The organism is Tropicibacter alexandrii (assembly GCF_003667315.2).
GTDB lineage: Bacteria > Pseudomonadota > Alphaproteobacteria > Rhodobacterales > Rhodobacteraceae > Tropicibacter > Tropicibacter alexandrii.
Window position 1 is genome coordinate 31,461 of record NZ_RCTZ02000018.1, and the last position, 15,279, is coordinate 46,739.

At 59.5% G+C, this 15,279-nt stretch carries 14 protein-coding genes, 1 tRNA gene and 1 pseudogene; 7 read left to right on the forward strand and 9 right to left on the reverse strand.

Annotated elements, in window-relative coordinates:
- Positions 1-20: 20 nt before the first annotated feature.
- Both D8Z78_RS18865 and D8Z78_RS18870 read right to left on the reverse strand, forming a co-directional pair.
- Entirely contained in the window at positions 21-986 is a 966-nt protein-coding gene (locus D8Z78_RS18865; protein ID WP_121632120.1) for a LysR family transcriptional regulator, read from the reverse strand.
- A 58-nt stretch (positions 987-1,044) separates the two neighbouring features.
- On the reverse strand, positions 1,045-1,425 hold the full coding sequence (locus D8Z78_RS18870) for an arginine transporter (protein WP_121632067.1): 381 nt from the start codon (positions 1,423-1,425) through the stop codon (positions 1,045-1,047).
- A 198-nt stretch (positions 1,426-1,623) separates the two neighbouring features.
- Here D8Z78_RS18870 and D8Z78_RS18875 point away from each other — a divergent pair, with 198 nt between their 5' ends.
- Genes D8Z78_RS18875 through D8Z78_RS18885 form a run of 3 tightly spaced genes read left to right on the forward strand, consistent with a single transcriptional unit; the run spans position 1,624 to position 4,137 of the window.
- Positions 1,624-3,042 (forward strand): cytochrome ubiquinol oxidase subunit I, encoded by a 1,419-nt coding sequence (locus D8Z78_RS18875; RefSeq protein ID WP_121632065.1) that lies wholly within the window; start codon positions 1,624-1,626, stop codon positions 3,040-3,042.
- Positions 3,032-4,036: a cytochrome d ubiquinol oxidase subunit II gene (cydB, locus tag D8Z78_RS18880; RefSeq protein WP_121632063.1), complete on the forward strand. Its 1,005-nt coding sequence runs from the start codon at positions 3,032-3,034 to the stop codon at positions 4,034-4,036. The genes D8Z78_RS18875 and cydB overlap by 11 nt, the downstream gene beginning before the upstream one ends.
- Entirely contained in the window at positions 4,036-4,137 is a 102-nt protein-coding gene (locus D8Z78_RS18885; protein ID WP_121632061.1) for a DUF2474 family protein, read from the forward strand. The genes cydB and D8Z78_RS18885 overlap by 1 nt, the downstream gene beginning before the upstream one ends.
- On the opposite strand, the gene D8Z78_RS18890 is transcribed toward D8Z78_RS18885, so the two are convergent.
- Positions 4,134-5,015 (reverse strand): hypothetical protein, encoded by an 882-nt coding sequence (locus D8Z78_RS18890; protein WP_121632060.1) that lies wholly within the window; start codon positions 5,013-5,015, stop codon positions 4,134-4,136. The genes D8Z78_RS18885 and D8Z78_RS18890 overlap by 4 nt on opposite strands.
- A gap of 83 nt (positions 5,016-5,098) precedes the next feature.
- On the opposite strand from D8Z78_RS18890, the gene D8Z78_RS18895 reads away from it, so the two are divergent.
- Positions 5,099-6,751, forward strand: a complete 1,653-nt coding sequence (locus tag D8Z78_RS18895; RefSeq protein ID WP_121632058.1) for an ABC transporter permease — start codon at positions 5,099-5,101, stop codon at positions 6,749-6,751.
- Between the two features lie 49 nt (positions 6,752-6,800).
- Positions 6,801-6,876 (forward strand) — tRNA-Thr (locus D8Z78_RS18900).
- On the opposite strand, the gene D8Z78_RS25375 is transcribed toward D8Z78_RS18900, so the two are convergent.
- The 6 genes from D8Z78_RS25375 to D8Z78_RS18930 all read right to left on the reverse strand — a co-directional run bounded on the left by D8Z78_RS25375 (position 6,839) and on the right by D8Z78_RS18930 (position 11,129).
- The gene (locus D8Z78_RS25375; RefSeq protein WP_420824329.1) at positions 6,839-8,416 is read right to left on the reverse strand and encodes a recombinase family protein; all 1,578 of its coding nucleotides are present in this window, start codon (positions 8,414-8,416) and stop codon (positions 6,839-6,841) included. The genes D8Z78_RS18900 and D8Z78_RS25375 overlap by 38 nt on opposite strands.
- Positions 8,417-8,492: 76 nt before the next feature.
- A complete protein-coding gene (locus tag D8Z78_RS18910; RefSeq protein WP_121632055.1) occupies positions 8,493-8,729 on the reverse strand; it encodes a hypothetical protein in 237 nt (78 codons plus the stop codon).
- A 224-nt stretch (positions 8,730-8,953) separates the two neighbouring features.
- Complete coding sequence (locus D8Z78_RS18915; RefSeq protein ID WP_128910855.1) at positions 8,954-9,310, reverse strand: hypothetical protein; 357 nt, start codon at positions 9,308-9,310, stop codon at positions 8,954-8,956.
- Positions 9,311-9,568: 258 nt separating this feature from the next.
- A complete protein-coding gene (locus tag D8Z78_RS18920) occupies positions 9,569-9,895 on the reverse strand; it encodes a hypothetical protein (protein WP_128910856.1) in 327 nt (108 codons plus the stop codon).
- Positions 9,896-10,310: 415 nt separating this feature from the next.
- Positions 10,311-10,727, reverse strand: coding sequence for a hypothetical protein (locus tag D8Z78_RS18925; protein WP_121632049.1), 417 nt, complete (start codon positions 10,725-10,727; stop codon positions 10,311-10,313).
- 60 nt (positions 10,728-10,787) lie between these two features.
- On the reverse strand, positions 10,788-11,129 hold the full coding sequence (locus tag D8Z78_RS18930) for a hypothetical protein (RefSeq protein WP_121632047.1): 342 nt from the start codon (positions 11,127-11,129) through the stop codon (positions 10,788-10,790).
- A gap of 293 nt (positions 11,130-11,422) precedes the next feature.
- Between D8Z78_RS18930 and D8Z78_RS18935 the strand changes: the two are divergent.
- Positions 11,423-11,548, forward strand: a pseudogene (locus tag D8Z78_RS18935) (ATP-binding protein); the annotation flags it as partial.
- Between the two features lie 224 nt (positions 11,549-11,772).
- Complete coding sequence (locus tag D8Z78_RS18940) at positions 11,773-15,279, forward strand: helicase-related protein (RefSeq protein ID WP_121632045.1); 3,507 nt, start codon at positions 11,773-11,775, stop codon at positions 15,277-15,279.

Consider the following 15,279-nt stretch of genomic DNA (forward strand, 5'->3'; position numbering starts at 1 on the left):
CGCCTATGCGGGGGCAGGCATCACGTGTCGAGGATGCGCAACTCTCCGTCGAGCCATGGCAGCACCTCCAGCGCCGGGGCGATCACGGTTTCGCCGATCAGGTGGCGCAAGGTCCGCGCCATGTCGCGCGGCACCGTCCCGCCCCAATCCGCCCCGGCAAACAGCGACACCGTGCGCGCGAAAGGGGCAAAAGGCAGCGGGTGCGCCTCGAGTGCGCCGTGCTGGCGGACGGCGCGCATGTATCCCATGGGGGTCGTCAGCGTCCATCCCGCCCCGCGCGCCACCAGCGTCATCAGGGACAGGTGCGACCCGATCTCGAACCTGTCCGGAAAGTCGAGCCCCAGCCGCTTCAGCTGCGCCTCGACCTGCCGCCCGATCAGTTGCGCCCGGTCATAGCGCAGAAAGGGCAGCGCGTGCATGACCGCCTCTGCACCGCCCAATTCGGCCGCCTTGCCGCGCCCGCAGACCAGAATGTAGGGTTCCAGAACCAGCGGGTGTTCCACGACGCCGTCCATGACTTCGCCCGACGACCCCGCCACGCCGACATGCAGCCGCTGGGCCACGACCTCGGCCTTGATCTCGTGGCTGGGCGCGGTGATCAGCCGGAACCGGCACCCGGCCATGCTGTCTGCAAGCATCGTCACGAGACGCGGCGTCAGGTCGTTGTCGAAATCGTCGATCATGCCGAGACTCAATTCCGGCAGGTGGCCAAGCTCCATCACGCTCAGTTCGTCCTGCGCCAGCCGGAGCTGGCCCAGCACCGCCCGCGTCCGCGTGAGAAAGCTGCGCCCCGCCGGAGTCAGCACCATCGGCCGCCGGGCATGGTCCACAAGCTCGACGCCCAGCGCCGTTTCGAGGTTGCGCATCTGCTGGCTGACCGCAGGCAGGCTCAAACCCGTCGCCTGCGATGCGCCCGCAACCGACCCGGTTGCAGCCAGCGCCTCGAACACTTCGAGGCCGCGCAATGACACTCCCTTGAGCATGATATATCCCCACCCGGCGCCGGGATGTTCCGCAATCGGCCCGTCGTGGTCAAGCCGTCCGTTACAACCCTCGGCAGATCTGTTCGGCCTGCGCGGCGTAGCCTTTGTAGCGCTGCCAGAACGCCTCGTTGGCGGGGTTGTCGGATTGCCGGACTTCCTGCGCCCGGTGCGGATCGGCGTAAAAGCTCGCCGCCTTCTGCTGTTCGCCGCCACTGAGCGTGCCGGAGGCCACACCCTGCACGCAGCCGCACAGGCGCGTATTCGCCGCCTTGCGGCCCGAGCGCAGACAGGCCGCATAGATCGGGCCCGAGGTCTGGAACGTATCGATCACCGGGGCCGTGCGCAGCGTTGCGCCCGATGTGCCGTAATAGCGTGCGTTTCGATCCCCGCCCCCGCAGGCGGCCAATGCCGCCAGCGCCAAGATCATCCCTGCTGTTCTCATCACACCTGTCTCTTGTCCTGACCTTGCGGGTTGTCCCGTCTGATGGCCAAACTGCCTTTGCGGGCATCATGCCCGAAACTGCCACGCTTCGCAACGCAGAGCGCACGCGTGCCATAGAGTCGCAATGCGCGCAGAGGTTTCGACGCGGCACCTGTCGCGCCTACACTTGTACCAACCAGCAATCTCAAGAGTTTGGTCATGCTTGCCGATTTTTCCGCCGAGACGCTGGCCCGGATGCAGTTCGCGTTCACCGTCTCGTTCCACATCATCTTTCCTGCCTTCTCGATCGGGTTGGCCAGCTACCTCGCGGTGCTGAACGGGCTGTGGCTGAAGACCCGGGACGAGACCTATCTGACGTTGTTCCAATACTGGAAAAAGATCTTTGCCGTCGCCTTCGGCATGGGGGTCGTGTCGGGCATCGTCATGTCCTACCAGTTCGGCACCAACTGGTCGGTGTTTTCCGACAGGGCCGGGCCGGTGGTCGGGCCGCTGATGGCCTACGAGGTGCTGTCGGCCTTTTTCCTCGAAGCGGGCTTCCTTGGCATCATGCTGTTCGGACGCGCCCGCGTGGGCGAGCGTCTGCACATGTTCGCGACGGTCATGGTCGCGCTTGGCACGCTGATGTCCGCCACGTGGATTCTGAGCGTGAACAGCTGGATGCAGACCCCCGCGGGCTATTCGGTAAACGCGGACGGGCAATTCGTGCCCGAGGACTGGTGGGCCATCGTCTTCAACCCGTCCTTCCCCTACCGGCTGGTGCACATGGTGCTGGCGGCCTACCTGACGACCGCGCTGGTGGTGGGGGCCGTCGGCGCGCTGCACCTGCTGCGCAACCGCGCCGATCCCGAGGCGCGGCGGATGTTCTCGATGGCGATGTGGATGGCGGCGCTGGTCACGCCCTTGCAGATTTTCGCGGGCGACGCGCACGGGCTGAACACGCTGGAACACCAACCCGCCAAGGTCATGGCCATGGAAGGCCATTACGACAGCCACCCCGACGGCGCGCCGCTGATCCTTTTCGGGATCCCCAACGCCGCCGAGAAGCGCATCGATTACGCGGTGGAAATCCCCAAGCTCAGTTCGCTGATCCTCAAGCACGACCTGAACGCACCGCTGGACGGTCTCGATACCATCTCCGACGACGACGAGCCCCCCGTCGCCATCGTGTTCTGGAGCTTTCGTATCATGATCGCGCTCGGCTTTGCCATGCTGGGTCTGGGCGTCTGGAGCCTGTGGGCCCGCTGGCGCGGACGGCTTTATGACAGCCCGCTGCTGCACCGGGCGGCGCTGGCCATGGGGCCTGCCGGGTTCGTCGCGGTGCTGGCAGGCTGGGTGACGACCGAGGTCGGCCGCCAGCCCTTTACCGTCTACGGCCTGTTGCGCACCTCGGACAGCCTTGCCCCGGTGGATGCCCCGGCCGTGGCGACCTCGTTGATCGCCTTCATCGTGGTCTATTTCTTCGTCTTCGGCGCGGGCACCTATTACATCGCGCGGATGATGAACAAGCGTCCCGGCGCCCTAACGATCGGTCTGGCGGACGGCCCGATCCGGACCGCTGGCATCACCCCTGCCCTGCAAACCCACGGCCCATCGAAGGAGAGCCGCCATGGCACTTGATCTGGCTTTCATCTGGGCCGGGCTGATCGCCTTTGCGGTGTTGGTCTACGTCGTTCTCGACGGGTTCGACCTTGGCATCGGCATCCTGTTTCCCTTCGCCAAGACCGAAGGCGACCGCGATCTGATGATGAACTCGGTCGCGCCGGTCTGGGATGGCAACGAGACATGGCTGGTACTGGGCGGCGGCGGCCTGTTCGCGGTGTTCCCGCTGGCCTATGCGGTGGTGATGCCCGCGCTTTACATGCCGATCACGCTGATGCTGCTTGCGCTGGTGTTCCGGGGCGTCTCCTTCGAGTACCGCTGGCGCACCAAACGCTGGAAGCGGGTCTGGGATGCGGCGTTCTTCGGCGGATCGTTCCTTGCGGCGCTGTGCCAAGGCATCGCGCTGGGGGCGCTGGTGCAGGGGATCGAAATCGAGGGCCGCGCCTATGCGGGCGGCTGGTTCGACTGGCTGACCCCGTTCTCGGTGCTGACTGGCGTGGCGGTGGTCGTGGGCTATGCCTTGTTGGGCGCCTGCTGGCTGGTGCTCAAGATCGAGGACGCGCTGAACATGCAGATGCGCGGCTATGCACGGCTTCTGGGCATCGCGACATTGGTCCTGATCGGTCTGGTCAGCCTGCTGACGCCCTTTCAGGACCCGGTCTATTTCCAACGCTGGTTCAGCCTGCCCGGCAGCCTGTGGACGATGATCGTGCCGGTGGTGATGCTGGCGCTGGTCTGGGTGTTCTTCACGGGACTGGCGCGCGGGTCGGATGTGACGCCGATGCTGGCGGCGCTGGGATTCTTCGTCGTAGGCTTCATCGGGCTGGGCATCAGCTTCTACCCGATGATGGTGCCACCGTCGCTGACCATATGGCAGGCAGCCGCCCCCGAGAGCAGCCTTGCCTTTGCACTGGTCGGCGCGGTGATCCTGATCCCGATCATCCTTGCCTACACGGCCTATGCCTACTGGGTGTTCCGGGGCAAGATGGACCCGAACGAGGGCTATCATTGATGCCCCCGCTGCTGCGCAAATGGGCTTGGTTCATCGGGCTGTGGCTGGCCAGCGTGGTGGTGCTGGGCGTGGTCGCATGGGTGATCCGGCTGGCGATCTAGGGCGCGATCACCGTGACGCCGGGGATGCGGCTGATCTCGTACATGTCGTCCTCGTAGAGTTCCGACAGCATGTCGACATAGGCCGCATCCCATCCCGGTAGGTCCAGTTCCTCTTCGATCGCCTCGTCGAGCGCGTATTTGTCGAGGAAGGCCGACATCACGCGGCGCTTCTGCATCTCGTTGATCGTTGGGTTTTCCTTGAGGAAGGCGCGGAACCGCTTCATCCCCTCGCGCGAGATGATCGAGGCGAAGACATCGAACGCGCCGGTGATCTTGCGGGTGATCTCGATCCCGGCCATTTCGCGGATGACCTGCCCCCAGATCAGCGGCGTGTCCTCGTTGCACCAGACGGTGATCGGCATCTGCGGCACATCGGCGCGAATGCGTCGGATCAGGTCGGACCAGCGCAGGTGCATCGGCTCGACCCCGGACAGGAAATCAAGGAAATCCGTATGCGGCGTGGCGGCAAAGGCGGCGGGCAAAAAGCTGGCGGGGTCGCGCAGCCCCATGAACAGTTCCACATCGTCCTGTGCGAAGATGCGGGCAAAGGTGGCCAGCCGCGCCTCGGCCTTGCGATAGACGCGCCCGCCGGAAAACATCAGCTTGGGCACGCAAAAGAAATTGTCGTTCGACAGCACAAGCCGGTCGATCTGGGCCGGGTCCTCTGTCAGGATCGCGTCCAGCAGGATCTCGCGTACGTCGGGCGCGGGTTGCGCCGCGCCGATGCGATTGATCGAGTCGGTCAGAAGCTGGCGATAGGTGCTGGGCCCGGGGACCGAAACGCCGTCATGCCGCCAGGCTTCGGAATTGCGCAACAGACATTTCAGGATGCGGTCCTCATCCGTGCAGTGAAGACCGGTATGTAGGATGACCTGCATGGATCGGGCGTTCCGGGGTTTTTGTTGGCTCGGGCGCGCACTATAACCGGATTTGAACAAAGGGAAACAGCGGATTGGGCGGCATGGCGCAGGCAGAGACAGGCATGCAGGGACAACACCGGCGCTGGCCGAGCCGCTGGTCGGTCGGCGCGGTCGTGATCGCGGTGATCGTCGTGGCGCCGATCCTGTCGGTGTTGGGCATCGCCCTGTTCCCGCGCGAGAATATCTGGCCCCACCTGATCTCGACCACCCTTCCGCGATATCTCTGGAACACGCTCATCCTGATGTGCGGCGTGGGTCTGTTGTCGGCGATGGTCGGGACCGGGGCGGCTTGGCTGGTGTCGCGCTACGATTTCCCGGGGCGGCGCGCGCTCGAATGGCTGTTGCTGCTGCCATTGGCGATTCCGGCCTATGTGGGCGCCTATGCGCTGGTGGATTTCCTCGAATATGCCGGGCCGGTCCAGACCGCGCTGCGCGGCATCTTCGGCTGGGAAAGCAGCCGCGACTACTGGTTCCCGCAAATCCGGTCCATGGGCGCGGCGATCCTCGTGCTGGCGGCGGCGATGTTCCCCTATGTCTATCTGCTGACCCGCGCGGCCTTTCGCGAACAATCCGCCGCCTCCGAAGAGGTCGCCCAGTCGCTGGGCAGCGGCGCCTTTGCCCGGTTCTGGCGTGTCGGCCTGCCGCTGGCCCGCCCCGCCATCGCCGCCGGTGTCGCCATCGTCATGATGGAAAGCGTCAACGATTTCGGCACCGTCGATTATTTCGCCGTGCAGACCCTGACGACCGGGATCTTCTCGACCTGGCTCGAGGCGAACAACGCGGGCGGCGCGGCGCAGATCGCGTCGGTCGTGTTGTTCCTCGTGATCTTCCTCGTGCTGATGGAGAAGGTCTCTCGCCGCAAGATGCGCTTCTTCAACCTGTCGACCCGCCACCGCCCCGTCCCGCGCAAGCCGCTGAGCGGCCCTGCGGCGTGGCTGGCGACGCTGGCCTGCGCCCTGCCCTTTGCCATGGGCTTCGTCCTGCCCGCCGGGGTGATCTTTGGCCATGCGGTCGAAAATGCCGAGAACTGGACCGATCCCGAACTGTGGCTGGCCGTGTGGCATACGCTGTCGGTCGGCGGCATCGCGGCGGTGATCACGGTGCTGGCGGGCGTGTTCCTTGTCTATGGCGTGCGCCTGTCCGGGCGGCGCTTGCCGCGCCTTTTGCTGCCGGTGACGACCATCGGCTACGCGGCGCCGGGCGCGGTGCTGGGCGTCGGCATCCTGATCCCGCTCGCCGCGATCGACAATTTCGTGGCGGACGGGATCTGGGGCCTGACCGGCTGGGACCCGGGCCTGATCCTGACGGGCACGGCCTTTGCGCTGGTCCTGTCCTATTGCGTGCGCTTCTTCGCCATCGCGCAGGGCGCGGCGGATGCGGCGATGGGGCGTGTGTCCCCCAACCTTGCCTCGGCAGCCCGGTCATTGGGCCGCAACCAAGGGCAGGTGCTGGTCGACATCTACTACCCCTTGATGCGCGCCTCGGTCGCCTCGGCGCTGTTGCTGGTCTTTGTCGACTGCGTCAAGGAACTGCCCGCCACGCTGCTGCTGCGCCCGTTCAACTACGACACGCTGGCGACGCGCGTGCATGAGCAGGCCTCGCTCGAAGCCCTGGGCGAAGCCGCCCCGGCGGCGATGCTGGTGATCCTCGTGGGGCTATTGGCCGTCGGGTTGCTGGCGCGAGCAAATCGTTGAGAGTTGGGCCTTGATCAAGCACCGCGAGTCGGCATAAGAGAGCGCGGGCGCCCCTATAGCTCAGCTGGTAGAGCAACTGATTTGTAATCAGTAGGTCCGCGGTTCGAGTCCGTGTGGGGGCACCAATTTGTTTTTTCCCAGCTTAAAGTCCTCTAAGGCTTTGAAAGGAAAGGACAGATCGGGCGTTCGATAGCCCGATTCCTTGGAGTACGGAACAGGTCGCTCAAAAGCTAATTTTGCTACAAGCCGCCTTACTCGGTGATCGCCTTTTTTGTATATTTTACAAGGATTTGAAAGGAGCGTTAGCGCGAGTTCGATACTTTCGGACTGACTTTGTTCGCGCCCCACCAAAGTCTGCAGCTTGTCGGTGAGAATTGTCCTCTTGCGCTCCAAGTCGAGCACCCTGCTTTCATAAGTGTCTATAAGCCGAGGCTCTTTGGTTGCAGCGATGCGATCAACAAGAGCATCTACGGCTTGGTCGATTTCACGCAGACGTTTTTCCGTAGCCTTCTTTGTTCGCTCAACTTCATTTTCTTGATTTGCCACCACATCACTGAGCATGGCGTTAGCAACGCTTAGAGTTTCCGGTGAGGGCGAGATTTGCATCAACAGATTCGCCATGTCAGCCTCAACAAGCTCTGCCCTGATAGATTTTCCGGAACGGACGCAGCCCTTCGTCTGGCAGCGATAGTAGGCGAAACGCTTCGTGCTTCCTCGTGACCATGAGCCCGTCATGGGTTGCTCACAGTCGTTACATGCCACCAAGCCCCTTAGTGGGAAGTCCGGGTGTTCATCTATGCGTGTGAAGCCTCGCTTCTTTCCATCGAGCTTCTGCTGAATCATTTCAAATTCATCCAATGTGATCAGCGCTGGATGGTGCCCTTTGCGCAGCGATATCCCCCATTCTTTGTGCTCGAGGTGCCCTGAGTACAGTACTCTCCTCAGAAGGCGATCTACCGTTTCAAAACGTACGCTTTCGCCTTTCAGGTCTTTGGGAAACTCTGGTTCAGACTCCAAAAAACATTTGACGTCAGCTGGTGTGGCGAAGCGACCTGATGCATAGCCTTTCAACGCGGTCTGCATAATGCTTGCCAAGGGCTCGTCGCGAACCAACACCTTGCCACCGCCCTTTTGATCCCGAACATATTTGTAACCGATCGCGGCTTTGAACACCCAATATCCGCCCATCAGCCGTGCGCGCATTTTTTGGTTGGTTTGACGCCCAAGCTGCTCCCTTTCCAGCTGACCTTGGGCAGCCAAAATCGTTTCAAGAAAACGCCCTTCCGGAGAATCATCAAAGGTATGGTTCAGGCACTTGACCATAGCTCCATGCGACATGAGTGTGTCGCGCAGCGTCAAGTGATGAACGGTATCTCGTGCAAATCTCTTGAGGTCGTCAAAAATGACGACATACTTGCACTTGGACGACCGACCAACAAATGACAGTAACTCTCTCATGCCTGGTCTCTTCATGAAGTCGCCAGAGCCTGTCATATCATCTCTGAAGACCTTGGTGACATCCAAGCCGACCGAGTCAGCATATTCTCTGCAACGTTGCTCTTGAGTCGCCAGCCCAGATCCATCTTTTGTTTGCCTGACGGATGACACACGGCAATAAATCACTGCCCTCAATCCAGTCGATCCTATCGAAGTAACATGACTCATCTTTTTCGTCCTCTATTCTCTTATCCAATACCCGAGCAGTCGGAGCGACCCTTCGGGCAGATCTTGTGCGCTTACGTTAGCCCTCGAGATTGGCTTCTTTCAGGACGAAACCCAAATCAATCATTGCCATGAGTAAGGCCCAGATTGACCGAACCATTTGCTCTTTTTCGGTCTCACTGAGTTTTGGATTGTCGAACAATCTTTGATACTTTTCGACATCAATATGCACGGATTTGTCATCCGCAGCAGAGGATGAAATCGAAGGATCATTGACCACTGAAGTGGGGTTGTGAATGTTAGGTTTTTGCAACATAAACAGCTTCCTCTCCTGAACCGACGGCAATCGGCAGGTTTTGGGGTGAAGGATGACCGGACGATTTGTCCGTTTGCTTGGTGAACAAGGGCAGGCGCCATCCTAATGGCTGCGCGCCCCGCGTAGCTTTCCTCGTTTGTTTCGTCAAGGATTCTCCTTGGAGACGTCTTCGGGGCGGAGCAACAGGAATGGACGCCCCGGAGAAGGACCCGGGGCGGTACGTTTCAGTGCTGCAGCGCATGCTGTATCGTCGAAATGATGTCTTGGAGTCGTGAAGCGCTCCACCTGACCATCGCATCGAAATCCGCAGGTCCGTTAGCGACGTCCAAGGGTGCTCGGTTGGGAATCGCATTGACCACTTGCTGGAGTGTTTTGAGCCGGAGGCAAGCTTCGTCCAAGAGGCGGTACAGCGTGATGGCCGTATTTTGCGGCGACAAGTGCAGCTGCGACAAGATCGAGAGATGGTCCTCAACTCCAGTTTGGCCAATAAGAATAAGTACCCTTTGCAGGGTGTCGAATTCACTATCGAGGTAGTTGCCAAGACGTTGCAAGGCGACCTCGAGGCTTTCCGTGTAGGACATGGGTATTTCGAAATGGGTCTTTACAAGTGAGAACATTCGGAGGTCTCCAAGCAGTTGCTCCCGGGGCTTTCATGCCCGAGGCCGCGCCGGGGTGAGAACGGCATTAGTTGCCAATGCGGCCGTCAATATGTCGGTTTGGAACTCTGCTTGACTGTCGAGTTTGGCACTCTTTGCCAGTTGTCTTGATTTTGAAGTTGGCCATATAAGCTTTCGGCGAAGCAAAAAATCAAAAAAATGTGCCCTTGCTCTTTCATCTGATCAATGTGGGTAATGATCAATTTTTTGATCTGATGAATGTGGTCTGCGAGCGCGCGTGGAAAAAATCTGAGGTGTATTCAAGTCTGCATCTACAATTTCTTTGTTGAGCGGTCCTTTCTGCACTGCCGTAGGTGGGTCAAAATCGAGGAAATCGCCGGCCAAAAGTTGAGTGTATTCAGGCCAAGCTCCATTACTGATTGAACCAAGCGTGGGACTTTCGAGCCCGAAATCAGGATTGGTTACTCGGGAAATCGGCAACAGCTCCACGCAAGGCGGTGGGTGCAGGATCAACACCAGAGTGCTGACCAATTGAACGGACTGCCCCATGCTGGGGCAGCCCGTTTTCCTGTTCAAAGTCGGGAGATTTGCGGTAGATTACCAAACTTACATCGAAGCAGGGAAAAAAGCAGAGATGTCTGGCTGTGGGTTGGCAGTGCATTTACAGACATGGGAAAAATTCCTGCTCGGATGTTGTCCGAGCGTGCAGCAAAGGACGATCAAAAAGACATAATGCCCGAAAATTCCACCGGTGCCGTGGGGATTATCTGTTCGGGCCGACCTACGCGATACTGGGCGCGAAGAGATGAAAATCTGCGATCAGGAAGACCACCTGATAGGTTCCGACGCTCCCGAGCAAGCGGTTGGCAAGAAAAAGGGGGCCGCCCCCGGCAGCCCCACGAGGTTTTTCCGAAATTCTGAGACGACGGCCAATTCGCAGCCTCATCGCCACAAAAAACGTGCTTCAGCCGGCCGCCAGTTGTGCCCTCCGGCGATCAAGCGCGGCTTCTGTTTCCAGCGCCCAGTTCACCCAGCTCGCATTCGTGATAAAGCGCCCAAGGCTGCGCTCGATCTCGGACATTTCGCGGCTTTCATCCGTGCCGCCCAGCCAGATGAGATCGCCTTCATCGCTGCGCGCGGGGATCGGCGCGCCGCCCAGGCTGGGGAGGTCGCGCAGAACCCGTTGGCGCAGCTCTTGAGCATGTTCCAGAACGGGTTTTTCGAAGAAGCCTGACGAATGGGCCTCTTTCAGCATCCGATCGAAGCTGGAGCCCAGCGAGACGGTCATGCGTCCGCGTGCCTCGGAAACAAGATCCCGAAGGTATGACAATTCGCAGCACGCTTTCAGGGCCGCGTCTTCGATGTTGAAACGGTTTTTCATTTCAGTCTCCTGAACCAGTGTGGTGGGGAATTCCTGGTGCCTTGAACACCGGTGAGATCTTCAGGCCAGCAGGATTTCCTGTGCGCGCGCGGCTTGCAGTCCGTCGAGCAAGGCGCAGATTTCTTCAACGATGGGGCTGGCTGGGTCGATTGCGGCAAAGCATTCCGCCTCGATCCGCTCGTCGTCATGCACGTGGCGGAGGGACAGAAGATCTTCGAGCGCGTCCAGTTCTCGCTCTTGGCGGCGCGTCGTCATGGGGGAGGCCGTCACGTCATCGAGCAGACGACGAAAGCGCTTTTGCGCCGCTGCGCCGCCGAGTAAAAGCGTGGCGCAGTCGAGTGCGTTGCAATGTGCGACTATGAATTCCGCAGACGGGGACGGAACGAAAACGTCTTTGGGCATGGCGGCAGACTCCTCTATTGCCGGGGGGGGGGTGGCCGGCAACTTTCTGACCGACATCAAGACCTTGGCGCGGTGCCCAACAGCGCCTTGGCAACGAAGAGATTGGCTGGTTTCAGAAAGGACGAAGCGCTTTTCTTAGATTTTTTGGATGTGCAGGATCATCCCTGTGAAACGGAGGCCCTGCTGGCGACGGGGTTGGGCTTCGACATCACGCCATGCTCGGTTTGCATCCCGTCGCGCAAGTCCTCGACCAGTGTACGTGGCCTTCATCGCGCTGCTCATGCCATGTTCGCGGCACAGAGCGCCTGACAGGTGCCCTGCTTGACCGCCTTACCCACCACGTCAACATCCTGGAAATGAACGGCGAAAGCTACCGCCTCAGCCAGAGCCGCGCTCGCCTCGCCACTGCCCAAAACTGATCCTCAAAGAATTGGCCTGGCGGCCAATGCGCCTTGGAACGCGCCTGCTATATGAGGGCCGCACGCTCCAAGGCGCGCACCCCAAACTGGCCGGATTTTGCTCCGCCCTAATGGCAGGGTTTTGTTCCGCCGTTGACAAATGAAACCTTCTCCGCAGGCTCGACACTGTCGATCACGTATGAAACCGTCATTCCAACGAAGCCAAAAATCATCAAGGCCTTACGGTGACAAAACTTGAAGACCTAAAGCCAGGCGCTCGCGTCCAAGGCATAGTTGCCGGTGGTTCAGCCGACGTTGTTTCGGTTGAGTGGATCGGTGATCAGGCCGTCAACCTCGTCTACCGAAATGCTTCTGGTCAAATTGCGGAAACTACCATCTACCGCGATGATGAGCATCGTTTGTCCTTGGAAGCTGCCGGACGCAGGTGGTCGTTCGATGCGGATGGCTCTTTGTTGCGCCTGGTGACCGAAGCCAATCGTATCAAGCTCGCCCACTTCTTCGATCCCTACTTGGCCATCCACACAAGCCTCGTGGACCCTCTGCCACACCAGATATCTGCTGTTTATGGCGAGATGATCCCGAGACAGCCGTTGCGTTTTCTGTTGGCAGATGATCCCGGCGCAGGGAAGACAATCATGGCTGGCCTTTTGATAAAGGAGCTGATCGCCAGAAGCGACCTCGAACGCTGCCTCGTGGTTGCGCCTGGTAGTCTTGTAGAGCAGTGGCAGGACGAGTTGGGGGAGAAGTTTGGGCTCGAATTTGATATTCTGACCCGCGACATGATCGAAAGCTCCAGGTCCGGAAATCCGTTTGAGGACAATAATCGTCTGATTGCTCGGCTGGACGTTCTCTCTCGCAATCAAGAGCTGCAGCAGAAGCTGACTTCCTCTACCGAATGGGACCTTATCATCGCTGATGAAGCGCACCGGATGTCGGCGACCTACTTCGGCAGCGAGGTCAAGTACACGAAGCGCTACCAGCTTGGCCAGGAACTCAGCAAAGCTTGCAGAAACTTCCTGCTGATGTCGGCGACACCGCATAATGGCAAGGAAAAGGATTTTCAGCTCTTTATGGCCTTGTTGGACGGTGATCGCTTCGAAGGGCGTTTCCGTGATGGCGTCCATGTTGCTGACGTCGAAGACATGATGCGCCGCCTTACGAAAGAGGAGCTGCTTCGTTTCGACGGCCGACCACTTTTTCCAGAACGATGCGCCTATACGGTGAAGTATGAACTCTCCGCGCTGGAGGCGGAACTCTACACAGCTGTAACCGAGTACGTGCGGAACGAAATGAACCGGGTGCAGCGCTTCGCGGAGGACGATGGCAAGAAACGCAACAACGTTGGATTCGCCCTTCAGATTTTGCAAAGGCGGCTCGCATCCAGCCCTGCTGCCATCTACCAGTCATTGAAACGGCGCCGAGAGCGCCTTGAGAATGAGTTGTCGGAAGCCAGGCTGGCCAATGCTGGCAAATCTTCGGCTCTGAAGAGTGCCGCCATCAGCGATGAAATGCTGCGCAATCTGGACGAATACGGCCAAGATGAAGTTGATGACCTCGAAGAACTGATTTCAACCGGGGCGACGACTGCCGAAACCGTCGAACAGCTCGAAATCGAAGTCGAGACGCTCAAAGGCCTTGAGAGCATGGCGCTTGGGGTGCTTCGCTCTGGCAAGGATACGAAGTGGCAGCAGCTGGACCGCATCCTCGACGACGATTTGATGCTCGATCCAGAAGGATACCGGAGAAAACTCATCATCTTCACTGAGCCCAAGGACACGCTCGAGTATCTGCGCGAGAAGATCGTTGGAAGGCTCGGTCGCCCCGAAGCGGTTGATGTGATCCATGGTGGCGTTTCGCGCGAAGAACGCCGCAAGATTGTTGAACGGTTCATGCAAGATCGCGACCTTCTTGTGTTGATCGCCAATGACGCAGCCGGTGAGGGTGTGAACCTTCAGCGCGGCCATCTGATGGTGAACTACGACCTTCCTTGGAATCCAAACAAGATCGAGCAGCGCTTCGGTCGGATCCATCGTATCGGTCAGACTGAGGTATGCCACCTGTGGAACCTTGTGGCGAAAGATACGCGTGAGGGTGAGGTCTATGCGCGCCTTCTTGAGAAGCTTGAGGCTGCGCGCGAGGCGCTCGGGGGGCGCGTGTACGATGTTCTTGGCGAATTGTTCGAGGAACGCGCGCTCAAAGATCTTCTCTTCGATGCCATCCAATACGGCGAACAAGATGAGGTGAAAGCACGTCTCTTCCAAACGGTTGATGGAGCGGTCGACCAAAGTCACCTGCTCCAGCTCTTGCAAAAGCGCCAGCTTACCAGCGATACGATGCCAGAAGCACGCGTTCAAGAGTTGCGGCTCGAAATGGAACGAGCGGATGCGCAAAGGCTTCAGCCTCACCATATTCAAAGCTTCTTTGTCGAAGCGTTTGAACGTCTTGGCGGCCAGATAAAGCGGCGGGAAGAGGGGCGTTGGGAAATCAAGCACGTTCCGTTGAGCGTTCGGGAACGGGACCGACAGATCGGCACGGGCGCGCCGCTACAGAAAAAATACGAGCGGATCTGTTTCGAAAAGAACAAGATCAACCAGCAGCCGGTCGCCGCCTTCGTTTACCCGGGACACCCTCTCTTGGATGCTGTCATAAGCATCGTTCGAGAGCAAAACGACCACCTCATGAAACAGGGTGCCGTGCTGATCGATGACACCGACGACAGAAGCGATGTCTCAGCGCTCTTTCTCATGGAGCACAGCGTTCAAGATGGGCGACCAAACGCCCTCGGAAAACCCAACGTGATTTCGCAGAAGCTCCAATTTGCGATGATCAACGAGGCTGGAGACGTCTCAAACGCGGGGATTGCACCGCATTTGAGCTTGCGCCCAGCAACTGCCCAAGAAACTAAAAGCGTGCAGGATCTCTTAAACGCCGAGTGGTTGCGGACTGACCTCGAGAAAAAGGTCGTTCAATTCGCCACAGTCGAGCTTGCTCAGGCGCATGTCTCCGAAGTTCGCGCGCGGCGGGTGCCGGAAATCGACAAGGTCGAGCAGGAGGTCAAAGCGCGCCTCAAAAAAGAGATCAACTACTGGGACTCGCGTGCATTCGAGCTCAAGGAGCAAGAAAAAGCCGGCAAAAAGACCCGCCTCAACTGGCAGAACGCGCAGAGGCGGGCGGAAGACCTCGCCGAACGTCTCAAGCGGCGTCTGGCCTTGATCGAACAGGAGAGGTTCATCTCCGCCCAACCGCCCCGTGTCCGCGGTGGCATGATTGTTGTGCCCAAAGGACTTCTGCAACGGCGGATGGCACCTGCGACGGTAGGGAAGGGTTTCTCGGAGGACGCCGCTGCGAGGCAGGAGATCGAAACCAAAGCTATCAACGCGGTGATGGCGGCAGAACGGGCTATGGGCAATGAGCCCCGGAGCGTAGAACACCTGCGCGGCCTCGGCTACGACATCGAGTCCTTTGACCCTACGACAGGCCACCTCAGGTTTCTCGAAGTCAAAGGGCGGGTGGACGGTGCCGACACAATAATGATAACCCGCAACGAGTTGATGGCCTCGCTGAACAAAGAAGATCAGTTCTTCCTTGTGTTCGTCTCGGTCACGAATGGCTTTGCCCAGCAACCGATCTATCGGCCAGGCCGCCTCATGACGCGCGAACCCGAGTTCGGGCAGACCGCCATTCAATTCAACATCAACAGTCTGCTTGATCAGGCGACCGGTAGTTCTTGA

Excerpts from the sequence above, each read along its gene's own strand:
- cydB (WP_121632063.1), top strand. The coding sequence starts at position 3,032 with ATGGCACTTGATCTGGCTTTCATCTGGGCCGGGCTGATCGCCTTTGCG.
- D8Z78_RS18870 (WP_121632067.1), bottom strand. The coding sequence starts at position 1,425 with ATGAGAACAGCAGGGATGATCTTGGCGCTGGCGGCATTGGCCGCCTGC.
- D8Z78_RS18885 (WP_121632061.1), top strand. The coding sequence starts at position 4,036 with ATGCCCCCGCTGCTGCGCAAATGGGCTTGGTTCATCGGGCTGTGGCTG.
- D8Z78_RS18915 (WP_128910855.1), bottom strand. The coding sequence starts at position 9,310 with ATGTCCTACACGGAAAGCCTCGAGGTCGCCTTGCAACGTCTTGGCAAC.
- D8Z78_RS18925 (WP_121632049.1), bottom strand. The coding sequence starts at position 10,727 with ATGAAAAACCGTTTCAACATCGAAGACGCGGCCCTGAAAGCGTGCTGC.
- D8Z78_RS18910 (WP_121632055.1), bottom strand. The coding sequence starts at position 8,729 with ATGTTGCAAAAACCTAACATTCACAACCCCACTTCAGTGGTCAATGAT.
- D8Z78_RS18895 (WP_121632058.1), top strand. The coding sequence starts at position 5,099 with ATGGCGCAGGCAGAGACAGGCATGCAGGGACAACACCGGCGCTGGCCG.
- D8Z78_RS18930 (WP_121632047.1), bottom strand. The coding sequence starts at position 11,129 with ATGCCCAAAGACGTTTTCGTTCCGTCCCCGTCTGCGGAATTCATAGTC.
- D8Z78_RS25375 (WP_420824329.1), bottom strand. The coding sequence starts at position 8,416 with ATGAGTCATGTTACTTCGATAGGATCGACTGGATTGAGGGCAGTGATT.
- D8Z78_RS18875 (WP_121632065.1), top strand. The coding sequence starts at position 1,624 with ATGCTTGCCGATTTTTCCGCCGAGACGCTGGCCCGGATGCAGTTCGCG.
- D8Z78_RS18890 (WP_121632060.1), bottom strand. The coding sequence starts at position 5,015 with ATGCAGGTCATCCTACATACCGGTCTTCACTGCACGGATGAGGACCGC.
- D8Z78_RS18920 (WP_128910856.1), bottom strand. The coding sequence starts at position 9,895 with ATGGGGCAGTCCGTTCAATTGGTCAGCACTCTGGTGTTGATCCTGCAC.